At 40.7% G+C, this 19,708-nt stretch carries 18 protein-coding genes; 12 read left to right on the top strand and 6 right to left on the bottom strand.

Going from position 1 to position 19,708, the window contains the following annotated elements; translation table 11 throughout:
• Window positions 1–203: 203 nt before the first annotated feature.
• The 4 genes from FN924_RS15115 to glcD all read right to left on the bottom strand — a co-directional run bounded on the left by FN924_RS15115 (window position 204) and on the right by glcD (window position 5,358).
• Window positions 204–1,169 carry an L-threonine 3-dehydrogenase gene (locus tag FN924_RS15115; RefSeq protein WP_143895898.1) on the bottom strand — a complete coding sequence of 322 codons (966 nt, stop codon included), beginning with the start codon at window positions 1,167–1,169 and terminating at the stop codon, window positions 204–206.
• Window positions 1,170–1,200: 31 nt separating this feature from the next.
• Complete coding sequence (locus FN924_RS15110; RefSeq protein WP_143895896.1) at window positions 1,201–2,391, bottom strand: glycine C-acetyltransferase; 1,191 nt, start codon at window positions 2,389–2,391, stop codon at window positions 1,201–1,203.
• A gap of 226 nt (window positions 2,392–2,617) precedes the next feature.
• Window positions 2,618–3,946 carry a (Fe-S)-binding protein gene (locus FN924_RS15105; protein WP_143895894.1) on the bottom strand — a complete coding sequence of 443 codons (1,329 nt, stop codon included), beginning with the start codon at window positions 3,944–3,946 and terminating at the stop codon, window positions 2,618–2,620.
• Window positions 3,943–5,358 carry a glycolate oxidase subunit GlcD gene (gene glcD, locus FN924_RS15100; protein ID WP_143895892.1) on the bottom strand — a complete coding sequence of 472 codons (1,416 nt, stop codon included), beginning with the start codon at window positions 5,356–5,358 and terminating at the stop codon, window positions 3,943–3,945. Before glcD ends, FN924_RS15105 begins: the two co-directional genes overlap by 4 nt.
• A 191-nt stretch (window positions 5,359–5,549) precedes the next feature.
• Here glcD and FN924_RS15095 point away from each other — a divergent pair, with 191 nt between their 5' ends.
• Genes FN924_RS15095 through murQ form a run of 8 tightly spaced genes read left to right on the top strand, consistent with a single transcriptional unit; the run spans window position 5,550 to window position 12,495 of the window.
• Window positions 5,550–6,404: a MurR/RpiR family transcriptional regulator gene (locus FN924_RS15095; RefSeq protein ID WP_143895890.1), complete on the top strand. Its 855-nt coding sequence runs from the start codon at window positions 5,550–5,552 to the stop codon at window positions 6,402–6,404.
• Between the two features lie 21 nt (window positions 6,405–6,425).
• Window positions 6,426–7,082, top strand: a complete 657-nt coding sequence (locus FN924_RS15090) for a serine hydrolase domain-containing protein (RefSeq protein ID WP_158634033.1) — start codon at window positions 6,426–6,428, stop codon at window positions 7,080–7,082.
• Window positions 7,015–7,422 (top strand): serine hydrolase, encoded by a 408-nt coding sequence (locus FN924_RS19615; protein ID WP_143895886.1) that lies wholly within the window; start codon window positions 7,015–7,017, stop codon window positions 7,420–7,422. The genes FN924_RS15090 and FN924_RS19615 overlap by 68 nt, the downstream gene beginning before the upstream one ends.
• Window positions 7,423–7,450: 28 nt before the next feature.
• Entirely contained in the window at window positions 7,451–8,749 is a 1,299-nt protein-coding gene (locus FN924_RS15080; RefSeq protein ID WP_143895883.1) for an ABC transporter substrate-binding protein, read from the top strand.
• A gap of 22 nt (window positions 8,750–8,771) precedes the next feature.
• Window positions 8,772–9,722: a carbohydrate ABC transporter permease gene (locus FN924_RS15075; protein ID WP_143895881.1), complete on the top strand. Its 951-nt coding sequence runs from the start codon at window positions 8,772–8,774 to the stop codon at window positions 9,720–9,722.
• 11 nt (window positions 9,723–9,733) lie between these two features.
• Window positions 9,734–10,558, top strand: coding sequence for a carbohydrate ABC transporter permease (locus tag FN924_RS15070; RefSeq protein WP_143895879.1), 825 nt, complete (start codon window positions 9,734–9,736; stop codon window positions 10,556–10,558).
• Complete coding sequence (locus FN924_RS15065) at window positions 10,545–11,552, top strand: N-acetylglucosamine kinase (protein ID WP_158634031.1); 1,008 nt, start codon at window positions 10,545–10,547, stop codon at window positions 11,550–11,552. Before FN924_RS15070 ends, FN924_RS15065 begins: the two co-directional genes overlap by 14 nt.
• 4 nt (window positions 11,553–11,556) lie before the next feature.
• Window positions 11,557–12,495 (top strand): N-acetylmuramic acid 6-phosphate etherase, encoded by a 939-nt coding sequence (gene murQ, locus FN924_RS15060; RefSeq protein ID WP_143895875.1) that lies wholly within the window; start codon window positions 11,557–11,559, stop codon window positions 12,493–12,495.
• A gap of 20 nt (window positions 12,496–12,515) precedes the next feature.
• Here the strand turns inward: murQ and FN924_RS15055 are convergent, their stop codons facing one another.
• Both FN924_RS15055 and FN924_RS15050 read right to left on the bottom strand, forming a co-directional pair.
• Window positions 12,516–13,787: an exo-beta-N-acetylmuramidase NamZ family protein gene (locus FN924_RS15055; RefSeq protein WP_143895873.1), complete on the bottom strand. Its 1,272-nt coding sequence runs from the start codon at window positions 13,785–13,787 to the stop codon at window positions 12,516–12,518.
• Window positions 13,788–13,857: 70 nt separating this feature from the next.
• A complete protein-coding gene (locus FN924_RS15050) occupies window positions 13,858–15,972 on the bottom strand; it encodes a glycoside hydrolase family 3 protein (protein ID WP_143895871.1) in 2,115 nt (704 codons plus the stop codon).
• Between the two features lie 249 nt (window positions 15,973–16,221).
• Between FN924_RS15050 and FN924_RS15045 the strand changes: the two genes are divergently transcribed.
• The 4 genes from FN924_RS15045 to FN924_RS15030 all read left to right on the top strand — a co-directional run bounded on the left by FN924_RS15045 (window position 16,222) and on the right by FN924_RS15030 (window position 19,688).
• Window positions 16,222–16,911: a copper homeostasis protein CutC gene (locus tag FN924_RS15045; RefSeq protein WP_143895869.1), complete on the top strand. Its 690-nt coding sequence runs from the start codon at window positions 16,222–16,224 to the stop codon at window positions 16,909–16,911.
• Window positions 16,912–16,986: 75 nt separating this feature from the next.
• On the top strand, window positions 16,987–17,928 hold the full coding sequence (locus FN924_RS15040) for an LCP family glycopolymer transferase (RefSeq protein ID WP_143895867.1): 942 nt from the start codon (window positions 16,987–16,989) through the stop codon (window positions 17,926–17,928).
• A 201-nt stretch (window positions 17,929–18,129) separates the two neighbouring features.
• On the top strand, window positions 18,130–19,077 hold the full coding sequence (locus FN924_RS15035) for a nucleoside hydrolase (RefSeq protein ID WP_143895865.1): 948 nt from the start codon (window positions 18,130–18,132) through the stop codon (window positions 19,075–19,077).
• 14 nt (window positions 19,078–19,091) lie between these two features.
• Complete coding sequence (locus tag FN924_RS15030) at window positions 19,092–19,688, top strand: ECF transporter S component (protein WP_143895863.1); 597 nt, start codon at window positions 19,092–19,094, stop codon at window positions 19,686–19,688.
• Window positions 19,689–19,708 lie beyond the last annotated feature (20 nt).

Genomic DNA, 19,708 nt, shown 5'->3' with positions numbered 1-19,708 from the left:
GATGAAAGCGGGTTAGCAGCTATGAGTCATTTATGAGGTGCCATTGTTTATAAATACGCCCCTATTGTTAGATATTCTTGCAGATACTAAAAAATGACTATTGATTGTTGTTTTGAGATGATAGGTATGGAACGAGAATGCTCTATGTTGATACATATATAAAAGAAAAAAGTCCGGAACTATAATTCCGGACTTCACATCGGTTATTTTTGAGAGGCGTGCACTAACTGTTTTGCTTTTAGTTTTTCAAGCATATCTGCCGTCATTTTTTCTAAATCATACTTCGCTTCAAATCCCCATTCAAATTTAGCTGCAGTTGCATCAATGGAATTTGGCCAACTATCTGCAATTGCTTGACGAACCGGATCTACGTCGTATTGTAAGGTGAAGGATGGAATATGCTTTTGAATGGCTTTAGCAAAATCTTCTGGTTCGACACTCATCGCCGTTACATTAAATGCATTTCGGTGTATTAATTTTTCCGGATCTGCTTCCATTAGTTGAATAATAGCTTCGATTGCATCTGGCATATACATCATATCCATATAGGTGCCTTTATTAATGTAGGATGTGTACGTTCCTTCTTCTATTGCTTTATAATAAATATCTACCGCATAATCCGTTGTTCCACCACCCGGTAGCGTTTCGTATGAAATTAGGCCAGGGAAACGAACGCTTCTTGTATCCACTCCGAATTTCGTGTAGTAGTAATCACAAAGCAGTTCACCTGAGACTTTGTTAACCCCATACATTGTAGTGGGACGCTGGATGGTATCCTGTGGGGTTTGATCCGCAGGAGTTGTTGGTCCGAATGCGCCAATCGAACTTGGTGTGAAAAATTTCGTGTTGAGCTCTCGAGCTGCTTCTAGTGCATGTAAGGTTCCATTCATATTTATGTTCCAGGCCATTAGCGGATTATCTTCCGCTTTTGCAGAAAGTAAGCAAGCGAGGTGTATAATCGTATCCACTCGATGCTCTTTTGCAATATCAAGTAGTGCTTTTCCATTCGTTACGTCGAGAATTTCAAATGGACCACTATTTACAACACGGTTTTCTAATCGTCGAATATCTGTAGCGATAACTTGGTCTGCACCATACAATTCACGTAATTGTGGAACAAGCTCCGAACCGATTTGACCTAATGCGCCAGTAACTAGAATTTTTTTCATCTGATTGGTTCCTCCTCCAGTTTTCCTCTAGTTAAATCAAGTTCATTTCTTTTCCGACTTTTTCATAAATGGCAAGTGCCTGGTCTAGCATATCCTTGGTATGCGCAGCAGTAGGCATATTACGAACACGTCCAGTTCCTTTCGGGACAGTTGGGAAGACGATAGATTTCGCATATACGCCTTCTTCGTTCAAACGTTTACTAAATTGTTGTGTCGTTTTTTCATCCCCGATAATACAAGGTGTAATGGGTGTTTCACTGTGTCCAATGTCAAAGCCGAGTGCGGATAACCCTTTCTTCAAGTACTCGCTATTTTCCCAAAGCTTTTCTTGAAGCTCACTGCTTTCCATTAATAGATCAATTGCTGCTGTGCTTGCTGCTACATCAGCAGGTGTTAGGGAAGTTGAGAATAAGAAAGGACGAGAACGAACTTTTAGCCAATCGATTAGATTTTGTTTACCAGCTACATATCCACCAACTACTCCAATCGCCTTAGAGAGTGTTCCAATCTGAAAATCTACTTTATCTTGTAGCCCGAAATGTTTTACTGTACCTGCACCTTTTCCTAACACGCCAGATCCGTGGGCATCATCGACATAGGTCATAAGGTCAAATTCTTCGGCAATTTCTACGATTTCTGGAAGCTTGGCAACGTCTCCATCCATGGAAAATACGCCGTCAGTGATAATCATGATTTTATTGTAAAGACCAGATTCTACCGCTTCTTTCGCTTTTTGGCGTAAGTCTTCCATATCCGAGTGATTCACGCGAATGATTTTTGCTTTGGAAAGGCGACATCCGTCAATGATGGAAGCGTGATTTAGTTCATCGGAAAGAATAGCATCGTTTTTATCCATGACAGCTGAAATCGCCGCCATATTACAATTAAATCCAGATTGATAGGCAATAGCAGCTTCTGTTCCTTTGAATTGAGCTAGTTTTTCTTCGAGTTTTAGGTGAAGATCTAATGTCCCATTAATAGTGCGGACCGCACCAGCCCCAACACCGTGTGAATCGATAGCTTGTTTGGCAACATTTTTAAGGCGTGCATCTGTTGCAAGTCCTAAATAGTTGTTAGATGAAAGGTTGATTAGGTCTTTTCCGTTCACGTGGATGATCGGTCCGTTAGCACCTTTTACGGGATCGATTTCGTTGTATAACCCTTGTGATTTCAAGTCTTCTAGATTTTCGTTTAAAAATTGATTTAGTTTTGAACTAGTCAAAATAGTTTCCTCCTTTGAAAACGCTTTATGAACATTTGTCTTTTTAGGGTGAACATTAAGTGACTTAAATTGCTGTGTTTACAGTTATTATAACAAAGATATTGAAAAATGTTTACTTGGAAAGGACATGTGCGGATAAAAAATGTTCGGAATGTGTTGCACCATATTTTTTCCAACATTACGTTTTTTTATCAAGTGATGAGAAACAAAAAACGAATGGCTGTCCTTAGCCATTCGTCTTTTCGAAAGCCTCCAGTAAAAAGTCCACAATGTGTACGGCACGTACAGTATTACTTAAACCTTCTTTTTCAATCCCTAATTTCATCTGCAATAAACAACCAGGGTTTGCTGTTACGATTGTTTTGGCATTCGTTGCTTTGGTTTGTTCCATTTTGTAATCTAAAATTTTCATCGACATGTCGGATTCTACAATGTTATAAATTCCAGCCGATCCGCAGCAGCGATCTGCATCCTTCATCTCGACATAGTGTACTCCTTCTATAGAAGATAAGAGCTTACGTGGCTCTAAGAATATTCTTTGAACGTTTCGGAGGTGACAGGAATCCTGAAAGGTTACTATCTGATCTTCCACTTTTAGCGGAGTTTTGTGAAAATCTAGTTCTACGAGAATGCTAGATATATCTTTAATTTTGGCAGAGAATGCTTTGGCACGCTCCTTCCATTCCGGCTCATCCTGTAGCAAGTGCCCATAGTCTACGAGAAAAGCACCACAACCACCAGCGTTTGTAATAATATAGTCTACTTCCGCTTCTTCAAAGGCTTGAATATTCTGCTTCGCTAATGCTTTTCCTTTTTTCTTTTCTCCACTATGACCGTGTATCGCTCCACAACAGTTTTGGGATTTTGGAATGACAATTTCACAACCTGCTACCTGCAGAAGCTTGGTTGTCGCGTCATTTGTATGGAGAAACATCGTATCCATGAGACATCCAGAAAAAAAAGCAACCTTTTTCTTTTTTGGTGTAATCGCAGGTAGGTGATAAGGACGATTTTTCATCTCTTTTCTTGTTGGTACCTTTGGTAAGACCCGTTCCATGAGCTGCATAGAATCAGGAAGTAAGTTTAAGATTCCAGATTTTTGTGTCATTTTTTGAAGCCCTGATCGTTGATATAATCCAAGTAATCCAGTCATCGAAATTAAGCGATTTTGATAGGGAAAAAGTCCGTAGAATACAGATTTTCTTATCACTCTTGCAGGAAGAGATGGTTTTTTATTTTGGTAGATGATGTCCCTTGCTTGCTCTAGCAAATGTCCGTAGTTAACACCGGATGGGCAGACAGGTTCACAGGCCCGACAGCCTAAGCACATGTCAAGAGAGCGTTTGACATCTTCATCGGGCTCGATTTCCCCGTCTACTACCGCTTTCATTAACGCAATTCTCCCTCTTGGAGAGTGCGCTTCGTCTTTTCCGGATTCGATATAGGTAGGGCAGCTTGGAAGGCAAAAGCCGCAACGCATACAATTTAGTAACTCATCATAATCCATTTTCTCTTTAAAAGCTTGCTGAATGTTTTCCATTTCTTTTGTTTTCATTCATGACTCACCACAATTCGTTTGCGTTCAGCCTTTGCAAAAATCTTTCCAGGATTCATGATGTTGTTTGGGTCGAACGCTTTTTTGAGTTGTTCCATCGCATTCATTCCTGCTTCCCCTAGTTTCAAGTGGAGATAAGGTGCCTTCATCGCTCCAACACCGTGTTCTCCAGTTATCGTTCCACCGAGAGAGACTGCTTTTTTAAAAATTTCTTCTAGTGCTTTTTCCACCCGTTCCATTTCTTCTTGATTACGAACATCCGTCATACAAGTTGGGTGAAGGTTACCATCCCCAGCATGACCAAATGTACAAATATTGATTTGATATTTGGTAGCGATTTCATTTATAGCCTGCACCATTTCGGCTATTTTGGAACGCGGTACGGTTGCATCCTCGAGTATCGTAGTAGGTCGTAGTTGTGCTAAGGCAGATAAGGCAGAACGTCGAGCGGTTCGCAGGGCATCTGCTTCTGCTTCGGTCTCTGCGAGTTGAACATCTGTCGCCTGATTTTCTTTACAGATGGCTTCTATCTTTTGGATATCTCGTTCCACGGTCTCCTTGTCCCCATCTTGTTCAATCAATAATACGGCTTGAACATCTGTAGGTAATCCAATTTTTGAAAAATCTTCGACTACTTTTAAAGTAGGCTGGTCTAAAAACTCCAAAGTCGTCGGGATGATTCGATTGGCAATAATAGTGGAGACGGTTCTTGCGGCCGCTTCCATATCCTGATATAGAGCAAGCATCGTTTTCTTAGATTCGGGCATTGGAATAAGCTTTAAGGTTGCCTCTGTCACAATACCTAGTGTTCCTTCTGATCCTACAAATAGCCTCGTTAAGTCGTATCCTGCAACATCCTTCGCTAGCTTCCCACCTGTTCGAATAATGTCTCCATTAGGAAGAACGATTTCTAGGCCAAGGACATAGTCACGTGTCACCCCATACTTTAAACCTCTAAGTCCACCTGAATTCTCATTTATATTTCCACCGATTTGCGATATTTTCATTGAGCTAGGATCAGGCGGATAGAAAAGTCCTTTCGCTTCGACTGCTTTCGTTAATTCGAGCGTGTTTACCCCGGGCTGTGTTGTAACTGTTAAATTTTCCTCATCTATTTCGAGTATCTGGTCCAAATGTTTGAATAAAAGGACGACTCCACCTTGTAATGGGGTTGTCCCCGCGCTTAAATTTGTTCCAGATCCTCTTGGAACGATGGGAATACGATGTTTGTTGCATAGCTTCACAATAGCTGAAATCTCTTTCGTATTTCGGGGGGATAGGATGATATCTGGCATGCTTTGAAATTGTGGAGTTGCATCAAAAGAATAGACGAGTTGACTTGCTTTGGAGTCTGCAACATTTTCTAAACCAACGATTTCTATGAAACTTTGTTTCACATCATGAGGTATCATGGGACCTTCTCCTTTTCTTGAAATCTCGGATTCTTTATAAAAGATTTGACCTCATCATAAAGGATATAAGTTTAAAATGGAATCCTTTATAAACAATTTATGAAATATTATTACAAAAATGTGTTGTAAAATGAAATATTGTTTAATATACTGTAGTAAATATTCGAAGTCAACAAAAGGGGAAGAAAAACATGAGCTATGAACTCCTTTTTATAAAAGAACAATTAGATTCCTTTAAGCCTACGCAAAGAAAAGCGGCGGAATATATGTTGAATAACCCAACGGAGGTAATCAACATGTCCATTCAAAAGTTAGCGGAAGAGACAGATGTAAGTGAAGCGACTATCATTCGATTAAGTAAGGAGTTAGGCTGTGACGGATTTCAGGATTTAAAGCTGAGAATCGCTTCAGACTTAGCAAAAACGAATTATGATAACCGACTTTACGGAGACATTCCAGCAGACGATTCGATTCAATCGTTAATTCAATCTGTTTCGATGAGCAATATCCAATCCATTGAAGAAACCGTTTCTGTTTTATCAGAAGTGGAGTTAGAAAAGGCGATTGCCAGTCTTGCTGAAGCTAGAGTCATAGCGGTTTATGGTATTGGTGCATCTGGTGTCATTGCCCAAGATTTCAAACAAAAGATTACAAGAATAAATCGATGGTGTGAATTAGCATTAGACCGGGATTCTCAAACGACAGTATCGGCTAATTTGCAAGAAGCAGATGTCGTGTTAGGAATCTCGTATAGTGGTTTAACAACAGATATTATTGATTCTTTAAAGGTTGCCAAACAAAATGGAGCAACCATCATTACATTAACGAAATCAGGAAAGAATCCAGTGTCTGCTTTGGCGGATATCAGGCTTCATACACGTTCGTTGGAAAGGGACGTGCGAAGTGGCGCGACTGGATCAAGAATTGCTCAATTAAATGTAATTGATATGCTGTTTTTAGGAGTGATTAAATCCGATCAAGATCGCAATATTGGGGCATTGGAAAAAACACGAAAAGCAGTAGGAGTTACGAAAAAACGTGTTTGAACAATATATATACGTGAACAGGTGGAAAGTAGGCAAATTCCTGGTGCAGTCCTATTAATCACAAAATCTAATCAAGAAGTCTATCATCAAGCCTTTGGTCATTTTCAAAACAAGTATGGAGAAAATCAACAGATTGATAGAGATACGTTATTTGATATAGCCTCATTAACGAAGGTGGTGGCTACGACCCCAGCCATTCTTTTTTTACACGCAACCAAGATGCTTAACGTTCAGGAACAAGTGCAAACGTATATTCCAGAGTTTCGCTTTCCTGATGTTGTAATTGAACATTTACTTACGCATGCCTCCGGTTTACCAGCTGATTTAAACAGGGTGGACCGTCACAGGAATAGAGACGTGATAAAAGAGGTTTTATCCACGAATCTTATCTATGAACCTGGCAAACAAGTTCTATATAGTGACTTAGGTATGATTTTGTTAGGGCGCATTATTGAGCGTGTAACGAATCAGCCTTTACATATATTTATTCAGCAGACTATTTTGGAGCCGTGGGAGCTTTTTCAAACGAAGTACTTGTTAACCGAGGAAGAAAAGCGAAAAGCGGCGGCAACTGAACGAGATAAAAGCTCCTTTTTGCAAGGAGTGGTACATGATGAAAAAGACGTATCAGCTAGGTCAAGTAAGCGGGAGTGCAGGCTTGTTTTCCACTGCTTCTAATCTGGCTCGATTCGCTAACTATATGCTTTACCCAGAGACCCAAGGTGTTCTTCCGGAAACTATCATTGAAAGCGTTTTAACAGAAAAAAGGGGAAATAGAGGGCTCGGTTTTCAAGTCTATCAGGACAGCGAAGATTGCTTAGCATGTGGTAAGAGTTGGCCGCTAGGCACATTCGGTCACACAGGTTTTACAGGAACGAGTCTGTTTGTAGACCCGAAGGAAGAATTGGTAGTCATCTTCCTAACCAATGCCGTTCATTTTGGAAGAAACACCAAGATTAAAGAGATTAGATCTACCTTACATTCATTGATTTACTCCTTTTACTCTAAAAGGAGCTAAATATATAAAATTTTAGGAGGTCAATACGTTGAAGAGTCTGAATAAGTTTTGGTTAGCTAGTTTGTTTACTTTGTTTGTACTTGTTTTGGCAGCATGTGCTTCAGACGATGCAGGATCTAAAGGAGGAGACAGTACAGAAGGAGAGAGCGCAGAAAAATCGGATGGCGTTACGTTAACAATTGGTAGTTGGCGCACAGAAGATACAGAAAAATACCAAACTGTCATTGATGCATTTAATGAAAAGTATCCAGATATCAATGTGGAGTTTAAACCTTCCAAGAATACGGAATACAACACGATTCTAAATACAGCTCTTAAGGGAGGAGAGGGGCCAGATATTATCCATTTACGCCCGTATGCACCTGGTATTGAACTTGCAGACCAAGGATACTTGGCGCCATTAGATGATATTGAAGGACTAGATGTATTCCCAGAGTCTTCTCTATCTGCTTCTAAAGGATCGGATGGAAAACAATATGGTGTACCACTAAACATTAGTACGACTCAAATGTTTTACAACAAGGCAATCTTTGAAGAACTTGGCTTAGAAGAACCGAAAATCTGGGAGGCATTTATCGAGCTTTGTGAAACGTTGAAAAGTGAGGATTATACGCCAATTTCTCTAGGAACAAAAGAAGGTTGGTTACTATCTCTAGCACACGGAATTGTAGGTCCCGCTCATTACGGAGCAAACGATTTTGTGGAAAAGATTACCGCTGGAGAAACCGACTTCACTAGTGAAGAGTTTTTGAATTCGATTAAAGCAATGGATGAGTTAAAGCAATATTTCCCAGATAACTACGAAGGTCTAGGAATGGAAGACATCCGTACCTTATTCTTCACAGAAACGGCAGCCATGTTCCCACTAGGTAGCTGGGAGATAGAAGTACTTCGAGAAATGAATCCAGATTTAGAATTAGGATTTTTCCCGATGCCATCTGCAGTGGGTAAAGACCCAACGATCACAACATGGGTAGATGGGTCATACGGGGTAAACGCAAACTCTGAGCATGTGGAAGAAGCGAAGAAGTTCGTGGAATTCATGACGACGAAAGAATTTGGAAATTTATTCACAGAAAAATTCAAAATGATTAGTGCAATCCCTGGTGTTGAAACAGATGATGAATTGGTCAACAGTCTAGCGAAAGCGGTAGAAACGAATTCTACACCGTATATGATGCTTGTACATTTCGCTGGTGGAAATCCAACAACTAAAGCAACGTTAGAAACAGAACTGCAAGGCATGTATTTAGGAGAACAAACCCCAGAAGGAGTAGCGGAGTCTCTACAGGAGAATGCTTCTACTTGGTTTGAACCTTTTCAATAATTCGTAAGGTGGGCGGTACACAATGGAGTTAGAAATAAATAAGAATTTAAACCGCAACAAACAGAAAAGGAACTGGAAAAGATGGGCCATCCATCTTTTTCCGATTCCTGCCCTGTTCGTGTATGGGCTGTTCATCGTCTATCCTCTTTTAGCTGCCCTTTCTTATAGTTTTTTCGACTGGAATGGGATGATTAGAGGAGACTTTGTTGGCTTTGCGAACTTCGTAGATTTGTTTACATTAGAACCATTTAGTGGGTACTTTTGGAATGCATTTGGTCATAACATTATTTATTTTGTAGTCCAGCTTGTCTTTCAAAATGCGATTGCCTTTTTCTTAGCTTACTTAATCTACAAAAAGCTAAAGTTTGGAGAGTTTTTTAAAATTGCTTTATTTTTGCCAAGATTGTTATCGGTGATTGTAGTCGGATTTTTATGGAAATTAATTTTGAATCCGAATTTCGGCGCTTTAAATGTGATTCTTGGCAAATTCGGGTTAGAAAATTTACAAAAAGCATGGCTTGGGGATCCAGATACGGCGCTTATGACCATCATTCTTGTAAACTGTTGGTTCGGCATTGGGTTTATGCTTCTTATTTTTTTGGCTGGTTTTCAAGCCATTCCAAAGGAGCTGCTAGAAGCGGCGACATTGGATGGAGCGAAAGAATTCAAAATGCTGAAAACCATCATGCTACCGCTGATGATCCCATCCATTATGATTACAACGGTCCTCACCTTTATCCAGTCGTTTGAAGCCTTTGAATTAGTCTATGCGATGCAAGGGTCACAAGGGGAGCCATATCATTCGACGGATACACTGGCCGTGTACTTTTATCGCTTAGCATTTGGTGGCTCGACTGGAGATTCCACCGCTATTGGACTTGGATCTGCACTTGCCGTCGTTTTATTTATTTTCATTTCGACGTTTACAGCCTTATTGCTTAAATTTATGCAGAAAAAAGAAGTAGAGATGTAGGAGGGAGAATAATGAAGGATACGATTTGGACGAAGCCGTTATACTATGTCATTGCCTTTGTGTTTGCCTCCATCAGTCTTTACCCAATCATTTTGATGATTTTATCATCCTTTAAACCGAGTAGAGAAATCTTTATGAATCCTTTATCTCTACCAAAATCGTTTAGTTTAGAAACCTATCAAACGTTACTGGATCAAATTCCTTTCATGACTTATTTTTACAATAGTGCCATTGTAAGTGTGACGTCCGTAATCCTTATTTTAGTCACCACATCGTTAGCTGCCTTTTATATTGCGAGGTACACCTTCTGGTGGAATAACTTTATGTTTTTCTTTTTCTTAATGGGAATGATGATTCCCATCAAATTGGGGATTGTTCCACTGTTCGTCATCATGAAAAATTTAGACTTGCTTAATTCGTTATGGTCTTTAATTTTTATGTACACCGCTCAAGGAATTCCATTATCGATTCTTATTCTTACTGGGTTTTTTCGGACGATGCAACGCGAGCTAGAGGAGGCGGCGCGTATGGATGGAGCAAGTGATCTACGTATTCTTTGGAATGTTGTGCTACCGCTAATGCGACCAGCAATCGGTACCGTAGCGATTATTAACTTCATCCAGTCTTGGAATGACTTTTTCTTCCCACTTATCTTTATTACGGATGACGTGAAGAAGACAATTCCAGTTGGAATGCTTTCTTTGTTCGGAGAGCATTCTGCAGATTGGGGCGCCTTGTTCGCCGGGTTAACACTATCCTCCTTGCCAATGATTGTACTATTCTTTATCGCATCCAAACAATTTATGGAGGGATTGACTGACGGTGCCGTTAAATAAGGAACTATATATCGGAATCGATGGTGGTGGAACAAAAACACAATGCGTAGTTGGGAATTCATATGGAGATATTTTGGCGTTCGTTGAGGTTGGATCGACCAATATAAAATCAAACCCTCCCGCTTTTATCGAATCCCAAATCCATCTTTTGTTGAAACAAGTAATGGAGCAAATTGACATAACACCAGAGTGTATTAAAGGGATCTTTGTTAGTACCGCTGGTGGAGATCGAAGAGAGGATGTCGCTAGATGGAAACAATGGATGACATCCTTCCATGAGCAATTAACTTGTCCGATCTTAGTAAGTAACGATGCAGTAAGTGCACTGAAAAGTGGAACAGCATCCAGCTCAGGCACTGTGCTTATTGCTGGAACAGGTTCCATTGTGTACGCGGTACCAGAAGAAGCAGCCCCTCCTATACGAGTCGGAGGATGGGGCTACTTATTTGGGGACGAAGGTAGCGGATTTGCGATTGGGAGAGAAGCACTTCGTTCCATTATGAAGGCGTATGATGGCAGGGGAGAAAAGACGGAGTTGACGGAAACCATCATGGAATTTTTACACCTGCAACATCCTAGTGGATTTGTGACAGCGATTTATGAAAGTACTAGTCCGAGACAAACTGTTGCATCATTGGCGAGGCCAGTGCTGAAGCTTGCGTCAACTGGTGATCCTGTAGCCGTCCAACTTGTAGGAAAAGAAATCGAGGGATTATTGGATCTGTTAAGGGCAAGTGTGCGCCATCACTCAGCACTTTTACACGATCCACTCGTATTAACAGGTGGGTTGTTCCAATCCTCCTATTTTAAGCAACGGTTTGTACAGGCAATTGAACAGAATAACCTCCACAAGGAGCTTATTTTTCCAACCTTTCCGCCAGTAGTTGGTGCTTATTTGTACATGTTAGAGAAGAGTGGACATCCTAATATAAGAGAACGAGTAGGCCGATCTTGGCTTGAAAATATCGGCATAGAAGCTACCAATGGAGGCTGACGGTATGACGGAAATCAATTTTTCAAACGTAACTGAAATGAAGAACGAGCAATCGGAAAACCTTCATGCGTTTTCCACGAAACAGATAATTGAATTAATGAATCAAGAGGATCACACGGTCGTCGACTGTGTTCAGAAGGCACTCCCACAAATAGAGAGGGCAATAGATCGAGTAGTAGCTTGTCTGAAGGATGGCGGGAGAGTTTTTTACTTTGGGGCAGGAACGAGTGGGAGATTAGGAGTGTTAGATGCTTCAGAATGTCCTCCTACATTTGGTGTTCCTAGTACATTGATTAACGGCATTATCGCAGGTGGAGATTATGCATTACGATATGCAGTGGAGAATGCAGAGGACGATAAAGCTGCAGGCAGGAAGAAGGCGATGGAAGCTTTAACAGATCGAGATGTAGTCATAGGGATTGCTTCTAGCGGGAGAACACCTTATGTTCTAGGTGCATTGGAATATGCGAATGAAATCAATATTCCAACAGTAGGGATAAGTTGTAATAAAAATTCAGCCTTAAGCCAAGTAGCCAAGTATCCTATAGAGGTGCCAGTCGGACCTGAAATCGTAACAGGCTCTACTCGGTTGAAGGCGGGGACCGCGCAAAAGATGGTATTAAATATGATTTCAACAACTTCGATGATCAAACTAGGAAAAGTGTATCAAAATTACATGGTCAACTTGCAGGCTACAAATGCCAAGCTTCGAAAACGGTCGATTTCGATTATAAAAGAAATTACCGGCGTATCGGAAGAAACCGCAAAACAGTTCTCGCAGCGCGCAGATGGAGATACAAGAATCGCAATATTAATGATTATGTTCGGTATTGACAAGAAAAAGGCGGAGGAAACCTTGATGGCTTACAACGATCATTTTCCCCATGCAATGGCTGCTTTGACAGAAGAAAATGTGATGCAAAAAAGGACGCATCGTTCGTAAACGACGCGTCCTTTTTTGTTTTATCTATAAAGTAGATACTCTTTTCTTAATTTTTTGAACTTAAATAGGTCTTTCTTCCATTGTTTTTGTATCTCTTCCACCGATTTTCCTTCTTCTATTGCATCTCGAATCCAGCCGTTCCCAACTAATAAATCAAAGAAGGAAACACCAGCGCTGTTTTCAGCTCTGAATTCAAAATCCTCAGGGTACATGTCATGGATGGTTTTCACAATGTGTAACCCGGTTAAAACGGGAGAAAATTTATCACGATCCTTTACGAAAATTTCTACCCCATTGGATAATTGTCCACTATGTTTGGAGAAGGAAGGGGTAAAGGATGCTGCTCGAAAGACAACTCCAGGAATATTCTTATCATTTAAGGCTTTTGCTAGGTCTGTACTATTAATAAATGGTGCCCCGATAAGCTGGAACGGTTTTGTTGTACCTCGTCCTTCGGATACGTTGGTTCCTTCAATTAAAGCAGCTCCAGGATATACTAAAGCGGTATCCAATGTTGGCATGTTCGGAGATGGAAGGACGAATTCTAACGGTGTCTCATCATAGTATTCCTCCCGATCCCAGCCGTTCATTTCAACCACAGTTAAATCTGCACCGATTTCATATTCTTCATTGAATAGCTTCGCTAGTTCTCCTACTGTCATTCCGTGGCGAAGTGGGATTGGGTAGTTTCCGACGAATGATTTATATTCTGGATCCAAGACAGGCCCCTCTACGTCCTCTCCGTTTATCGGATTTGGACGATCTAACACAATGAAAGGAATGTTATTTTCTTTCGCTGCTTCCATCGCGTAAGCCATCGTATAGATGTACGTATAGAATCTCGTTCCTACATCTTGGATATCGAACAGCAATACATCAATATTTTCTAACATTTCTGGTGTTGGCTTTCTTGTTTCGCCGTATAGACTGTACACTGGAAGTCCTGTTTCTTCATCGATGTAATACTCGACATATTCTCCAGCTTGAGCACTCCCTCTAACCCCGTGCTCTGGTCCATAAAGTGCTGTTAATTCTACATCAGGGTCCTTGTGTAATCGATCGACAATACTGTTTAAGTCCTGATCCACTCCAGTGGGATTTGTGATGAGTCCTACTCGTTTTCCTTCAATTAACTCCTTTTGGTCATCTAGTAGAACCTCTACTCCTAATTGGAATTTTTGTGGATGGTGCCATCCTTTCCCTTTTCCATGTTGATTCCCTTCCGCAAGGACTACAGATAGAGAGGAGAGTGTTAAGCAAATGGCAAGAAAACCAATAATCCATTTTTTCATCTCAATACCCCTTTCTTTATTTGGGAGCCTCCTGGAATGGATGCTCCCTCGTTATAGAAGATGGTGGAATTTAATAACTTAACCCATGCCCGAAGGAATAAAGTATATCTCCTTCATAGCTAGGAATTGTAACTGGTAATTGACCAGTTGGGTTTAGTTGGCCTGTAATCACTTTTGCCGTTGCTTCAAAGCTGGATTCGTTGAAGCCATATTGGGTTAGGTAAGCATCCACTGTTGGATACGCCATGATGTCATAAGGGTTCCGGATGCCAACTCCTATTACTGGTGAGTCTGTCGCTTCGATGAGCTGATTTACAAGCTGCATTTGTTGGCTACTTGGGGAGCGACCAGAAACATTGTACGTATAGGTGCCTACAATCACTGCATCTGCACGTTCAAGTCTAGCCAATTGATCAGCGCTTAATGGTCCGGATGCACGAATAAGTGTTGTGTTGTTATGGATTGCTTTCACTTCCGAATAAAGCGTATCGATTTGGGTATTTCCTACGACAACCACCTCATCCTCTGAAGAAGTGGATAAAGGCAGTACTTCGTTTTCATTTTTAACTAGAGTAATGGATTTCTCCGATGCATTTTTTTCTACTTGTTTGTGTGCTTCGGAACCAACTACTTGTTGTGCGTTAGCAATTTTATCCTCTAATGAAGTGGTCTCGTCGGACTTGATAATTCCGCGTTCGACTTTTAAGGTTAAGATTCGTTCTACAGAATCTTCGATATTATCTATTGAAATATCTCCGTTTTGGACTGCTTCAACTAGCCCACCAGCAACCTCTTCAAGTCCAACTGGCATTAGTAAAATATCTGCTCCTGCTTGAACAGCTCTTACTGCAGCGTCTACAGGACCGAAATGATCTTCAATCGCATTCATGTTTAAGGCGTCTGTGATAATCACTCCATCATATCCCATATCTTTTCTCATTAAATCTGTTAATACTTTTTTAGAAAGGGTAGCGGGCAAAGCGATTTCGGTTCCGTCCTTTTTCGAAATCACTTTCGTGTCATCGATTTTAGGGAACGTCACATGCGCGGTCATCACAGCATCGATCCCTGCTTCCATCGCTTGCTGAAATGGATATAGCTCTACTTCTTTCAGACGCTCTATATCGTGTGGGACTTCAGGAAGACCTAAGTGAGAATCTACAGCAGTATCTCCATGGCCAGGGAAGTGTTTAGCTGTTGCTGCAACACCTGTGCTTTGTAAGCCTTCTGTATAAGCAATGCCTAAATCGGCAACTAGCTCAGGGGACTCTCCAAATGAACGAACACCAATGACTGGGTTGTCTGGGTTGTTATTCACATCGAGTACCGGTGCAAGGTTCATATTTATCCCTAAGGAATGAAGCTCCTCTCCTATGGCTCGTCCTACTTGATAGGATAAGTCTTCAGATCTTGTTGCACCTAGCGCCATATTACCTGGCATATCTGTGCCAGATTGAAGTCGAGTCACAATTCCACCTTCTTGATCTATGGTCAAAAGTAAGCCGTATTTTTCTGCAGCTTCTTTATAGGCGGAAACGAGCTCCACCGTTTGCTCGGTAGTCACGACATTTTCCCTAAATAAAATAACACCACCAAGGTCATACTCTTTCACGAGTGATTCAATCTCTGGTAGCATTTCGGTTACGGGTTGCCCTTCCCAGTTTCGGAAATCTGGCATGAGCATTTGTCCAATTTTTTCTTGGAGTGTCATTTCATCAATGGCATTGGATATGATGTCATATTGTTTTCCTCTTAATTTTACTAATGTAGGTTCAAAATCTAATTTTCCTCTTTGTTTATGAGAAAAATCTGGTTTAGTGTGGATGGCGATTCGATCGGTAAATCGACCATAGGAAACCTTGATAAAAGTAAGACCAGGTTTTCCAGAAGCCGTAACATTCCCGTCTTCATCCACGGATGCGACTCTTTTATTGGTGGATTTCCATGACAAATTCTTTGTCACCAATTCGAAGTGTCCATCCTCATATATTTTTAAAGCATCTAATGAAATGGAATTATCGGAAATCTTGCTGTCCACCTCGGGAACGTTTTGCAGAAGGATCAGATCGACTACATCGTTCTGCTTTTTCGCTTGAACAGGCTGGATAGGAGAAAACAATTGAGTAATAAGCAAAAGAATAGAGACAAAAGATACAGTGGTTACTTTCTTTGTTTTGTTGTTCATACATTTCCACCTTTCTTATTTGGTATCGCTTACATAAGCGGTTTTCTCGATGGAATCGCTCCTCCTTTCATTAGTTTTTCCAGAAGACAAAATATCTTCCAATTAAATAGTAATTGAGTTATGATATAGTTGTCTATACCACTTTCGAACTGAATAAACGACAAAATTTTCAAATGGTAGGAAGGAGAATATACCTACAAATCTGGCTGGCTATAGACGTTTAGACTTATTAAAAAGGATGGATTTTTTATGTTGATAGAAGTAATTGCCGATTCCCTAACAGATGCCCATACTGCAGAGAAAGCAGGAGCGGATCGTATCGAATTGGTAACAGGAATGCTAGAAGGTGGGCTTACTCCAAGTTATGGTTTAATTGAACAGGTTTGTCAGGCAGTCACGATACCTGTACAGGTGATGATTCGACCGCATAGTAGGGGATTCGTGTATTCCACCGATGATTTGCAAGTAATGGTAGAGGACATAAAGCAATGTAAGAAACTGGGTGCAAACGGTGTTGTCATTGGAGTTTTAACGGAACAGGGTGATATTCATGAGACAGCGCTAGAGGAACTTTTACATGTGTCTGAAGGATTAGATGTCACTTTTCATCGTGCACTTGATGAAGCTAAAGACCTAGAGGAATCCATAAAGGTGCTTCGGAAATATCCGCAAATTCGTAGAGTGCTTACTTCTGGTGGAAAGCCTTCTGCTATCGAAGCTGTGGAACAATATTCTAACATGCAAAAGCAAGTAGACAGAGGAGGACCTATTTTGATGGCGGGGGCAGGTCTAACTCTAGAAAATATTGCTAGTTTTTTACGAGGGTTTCCTGCTAAAGAAATTCATTTTGGTAAGGCAGTTCGCATAGATTCCTCTTACGCTTGTTCAATTGACCCAGAAAAAATTATAGCATTAAGAAACCTTACGAGCTTTTCATAAATTTACTAGATGATATTTGAGAGCTTTATAGTATAATAATCCAATGCTAGTATCTTGTGAAAAGAAGAGGTGTAAATGGTGACAGAATCTCTTAAAGGGAAGAAATCCAAGCGTTGGATGAAGATTATTTGTTCGATTATAGCCGTATTTCTTTTGGCTACTGGAGGATACGTTTATTCTATATATCATGAGGTAAAACAGACTGTAACGAAAGAAATCCATCAACAGGTGGGAAACATTGATACAGAGGCAACGAAGGAAAAAATGAAGGAACAAGAGAAGCTGAACATCTTATTACTAGGTGTGGACGAGCGTGAATCCGATAGTGGTCGTTCCGATGCGTTAATGGTCATGTCTCTTGACCCGAGCACAGATAGTATGCAGTTGATCAGTATTCCACGTGATACGAGAGCGGAAATTGTCGGTCGTGGTACCGAAGAAAAAATTAATCATGCTTATTCGTATGGCGGGGTGGAAATGGCTATTAACACGGTGGAGAACTTCTTAGACACAGACCTAGATTATTATGTGCGCATCAATATGGAAGGTCTAACTGATATGGTGGATGCGGTTGGTGGGATTACAGTTACCAATGAAATAGATTGGTTTGACGAAGGGTACTATCAAAAAGGCTATCATTTCGAGAAAGGCGACATTCAACTGGATGGAGCTAAGGCACTTGGGTATGTTCGGATGAGACACTTTGATCCAAATGGAGATTTTGGTCGTACGAAGCGTCAAAGACAAGTTATCCAGGGAATTATTGAGCAAGGTGCGAGTATTACATCTTTTAGTAAGATTGATAATATTCTCGATGTATTAGGAAAGAACGTTGTAACGAATATGGATTTTGAGGATATGCAAGATTTATTTGCGAACTACCGCGACACTCGTCATCACTTTACGAGTTATATGGTTCAGGGAGAGGGCACTAGTATTAACGGTACGTATTATCTAGTCGTCTCCGATGATGAGATTGAAAAAGTTCATTCCATGCTGGAAAAATCAACATCCTAGTACAAAAAAAGAGGAGCCTCGGCTCCTCTTTTTTTGCTTCGACACAATTCGAGCAAAAACGGGTGGTGACAGGCACCACCCGCTTTTGTGAAATAATTTACAAAAAGGTATAGGAATTTTTCCCGTTATCCTATATGATAATAAGGAATTCTTACACCGCTAATGAAAGCGATGACATCCAACCGGAAGGGAGGTGAAATCTTGAGGAAGACGCCTGTCATCATCGACTGTGACCCTGGTATTGACGATATAATGGCTTTATTATTTGCTTTTGCTAGTGAAACATTGAACATACTTTTAATCACGACAAGTGCGGGAAATCAAACCCAAGATAAAACTGTATCGAATGCTTTAAACTTTCTAGATTACATGGGACAGAATGTAGAAGTCGCTCGTGGACTAGATCAACCATTTTACAAAGATTTACAAATAGCCGATCATGTTCATGGAGAGAGTGGAATTGGGGATGTTACCTTCCCAATATCGAAACGAAAAGAAAGTAAACGTTACGCGATGGAAGCAATGGTAGAAACGCTAACTAAAGCAACTGAGCCAATCACTATCATTGCTACCGGCCCTCTTACGAATGTCGGTGCCCTCATTTTAGCGTATCCACATTTGAAGCCGAAGATTAAACAAATCTCCTTAATGGGGGGTGCTGCAAAAGGTGGGAATGTCACCCCGACTGCAGAATTTAACATACACGTGGATCCAGATGCTGCGGATATCGTATTCCGTTCAGGGATTCCAATCACGATGAGTGGTTTGGATGTGACACATAAAGCTTACCTCAGTCAGGCTGATGTTAACGAACTAGAGCACTTCCAAACAAATCTATCGGATAAGCTCGTGTCTATGATTCGCTTCTACCAAGATGGTGGGGATAGAACGCCGTTCCATGAAGAAAATTACAACGACGTTATTCGTCTTCATGACCTGTGTGCGGTTGCTTATGTAGTTGATCCGTCCTTGTTCGAAGGAGATGATTACTTTGTTTCCGTCGAACGAATGGGAACGTACACAAATGGAGCTACTGTCGTGGATTATGACAAAAGAAGCGGCCAAACACCGAATGTGCGCGTGTTATATGAAGTGAATCGAGAAAAGCTAGTATCATTATTTTTACGAGCAGTCAAACACTGTTCTTAAAGGGGGAAAAGAAAGTGAAAAGGAAGATAAAAGATGATTTTAATATAATGGCCATGCTATTGATTCCAGTTGGAGTTGCGATTAATATCGTAGGCTTCCAAATTGCTAGTGTCCTCAAGTTACCAATCTTCTTAGATACAATCGGCACCATACTAATCGGGGTTATTGCAGGTCCATGGGTTGCGGTACTCGCAGGATTAGTTACGAATCTAATTAATGGTATCTTTAATCCCGTCTGGTTTCCATATGCCATTGTGTCTATTGCGATAGGTTTTGTAACAGGTCTTTTAACAAGAAAAGGTATGTTTCAAAACATACCGAAAGCACTCATTTCTGCAGTTATCATTACCTTTATTACAATTATTACATCCGCTCCAATCACCGTCTTAGTATATGGTGGAGCGACTGGAAACACTTCTGCTCTAATTACCGCTACCTTCCTGGCAGCAGGACAACAAATTTGGAGTGCTGTTTTCTCGTCTACGATTATTACAGAGGTTGGAGATAAGATCATTTCCGTTATGATTGTCTATTTCATAGTCCGGTTGATGTCTGATCGTTACCTTTCTAAATTAAATTACGGTCACCTTTACATGAAAAGAAAGAAATAACTGCTAGAAGTGACTCTTTT

The organism is Radiobacillus deserti (assembly GCF_007301515.1).
Taxonomy (GTDB): Bacteria; Bacillota; Bacilli; order Bacillales; family Amphibacillaceae; genus Radiobacillus; species Radiobacillus deserti.
This window is presented reverse-complemented; position numbering and strand designations above follow the sequence as displayed.

Excerpts from the sequence above, each read along its gene's own strand:
- FN924_RS15115 (WP_143895898.1), bottom strand. The coding sequence starts at position 1,169 with ATGAAAAAAATTCTAGTTACTGGCGCATTAGGTCAAATCGGTTCGGAG.
- FN924_RS15095 (WP_143895890.1), top strand. The coding sequence starts at position 5,550 with ATGAGCTATGAACTCCTTTTTATAAAAGAACAATTAGATTCCTTTAAG.
- FN924_RS15045 (WP_143895869.1), top strand. The coding sequence starts at position 16,222 with ATGTTGATAGAAGTAATTGCCGATTCCCTAACAGATGCCCATACTGCA.
- FN924_RS15105 (WP_143895894.1), bottom strand. The coding sequence starts at position 3,946 with ATGAAAACAAAAGAAATGGAAAACATTCAGCAAGCTTTTAAAGAGAAA.
- murQ (WP_143895875.1), top strand. The coding sequence starts at position 11,557 with ATGACGGAAATCAATTTTTCAAACGTAACTGAAATGAAGAACGAGCAA.
- FN924_RS15075 (WP_143895881.1), top strand. The coding sequence starts at position 8,772 with ATGGAGTTAGAAATAAATAAGAATTTAAACCGCAACAAACAGAAAAGG.
- FN924_RS19615 (WP_143895886.1), top strand. The coding sequence starts at position 7,015 with ATGATGAAAAAGACGTATCAGCTAGGTCAAGTAAGCGGGAGTGCAGGC.
- FN924_RS15040 (WP_143895867.1), top strand. The coding sequence starts at position 16,987 with ATGGTGACAGAATCTCTTAAAGGGAAGAAATCCAAGCGTTGGATGAAG.
- FN924_RS15070 (WP_143895879.1), top strand. The coding sequence starts at position 9,734 with ATGAAGGATACGATTTGGACGAAGCCGTTATACTATGTCATTGCCTTT.
- FN924_RS15055 (WP_143895873.1), bottom strand. The coding sequence starts at position 13,787 with ATGAAAAAATGGATTATTGGTTTTCTTGCCATTTGCTTAACACTCTCC.
- FN924_RS15050 (WP_143895871.1), bottom strand. The coding sequence starts at position 15,972 with ATGAACAACAAAACAAAGAAAGTAACCACTGTATCTTTTGTCTCTATT.
- glcD (WP_143895892.1), bottom strand. The coding sequence starts at position 5,358 with ATGATACCTCATGATGTGAAACAAAGTTTCATAGAAATCGTTGGTTTA.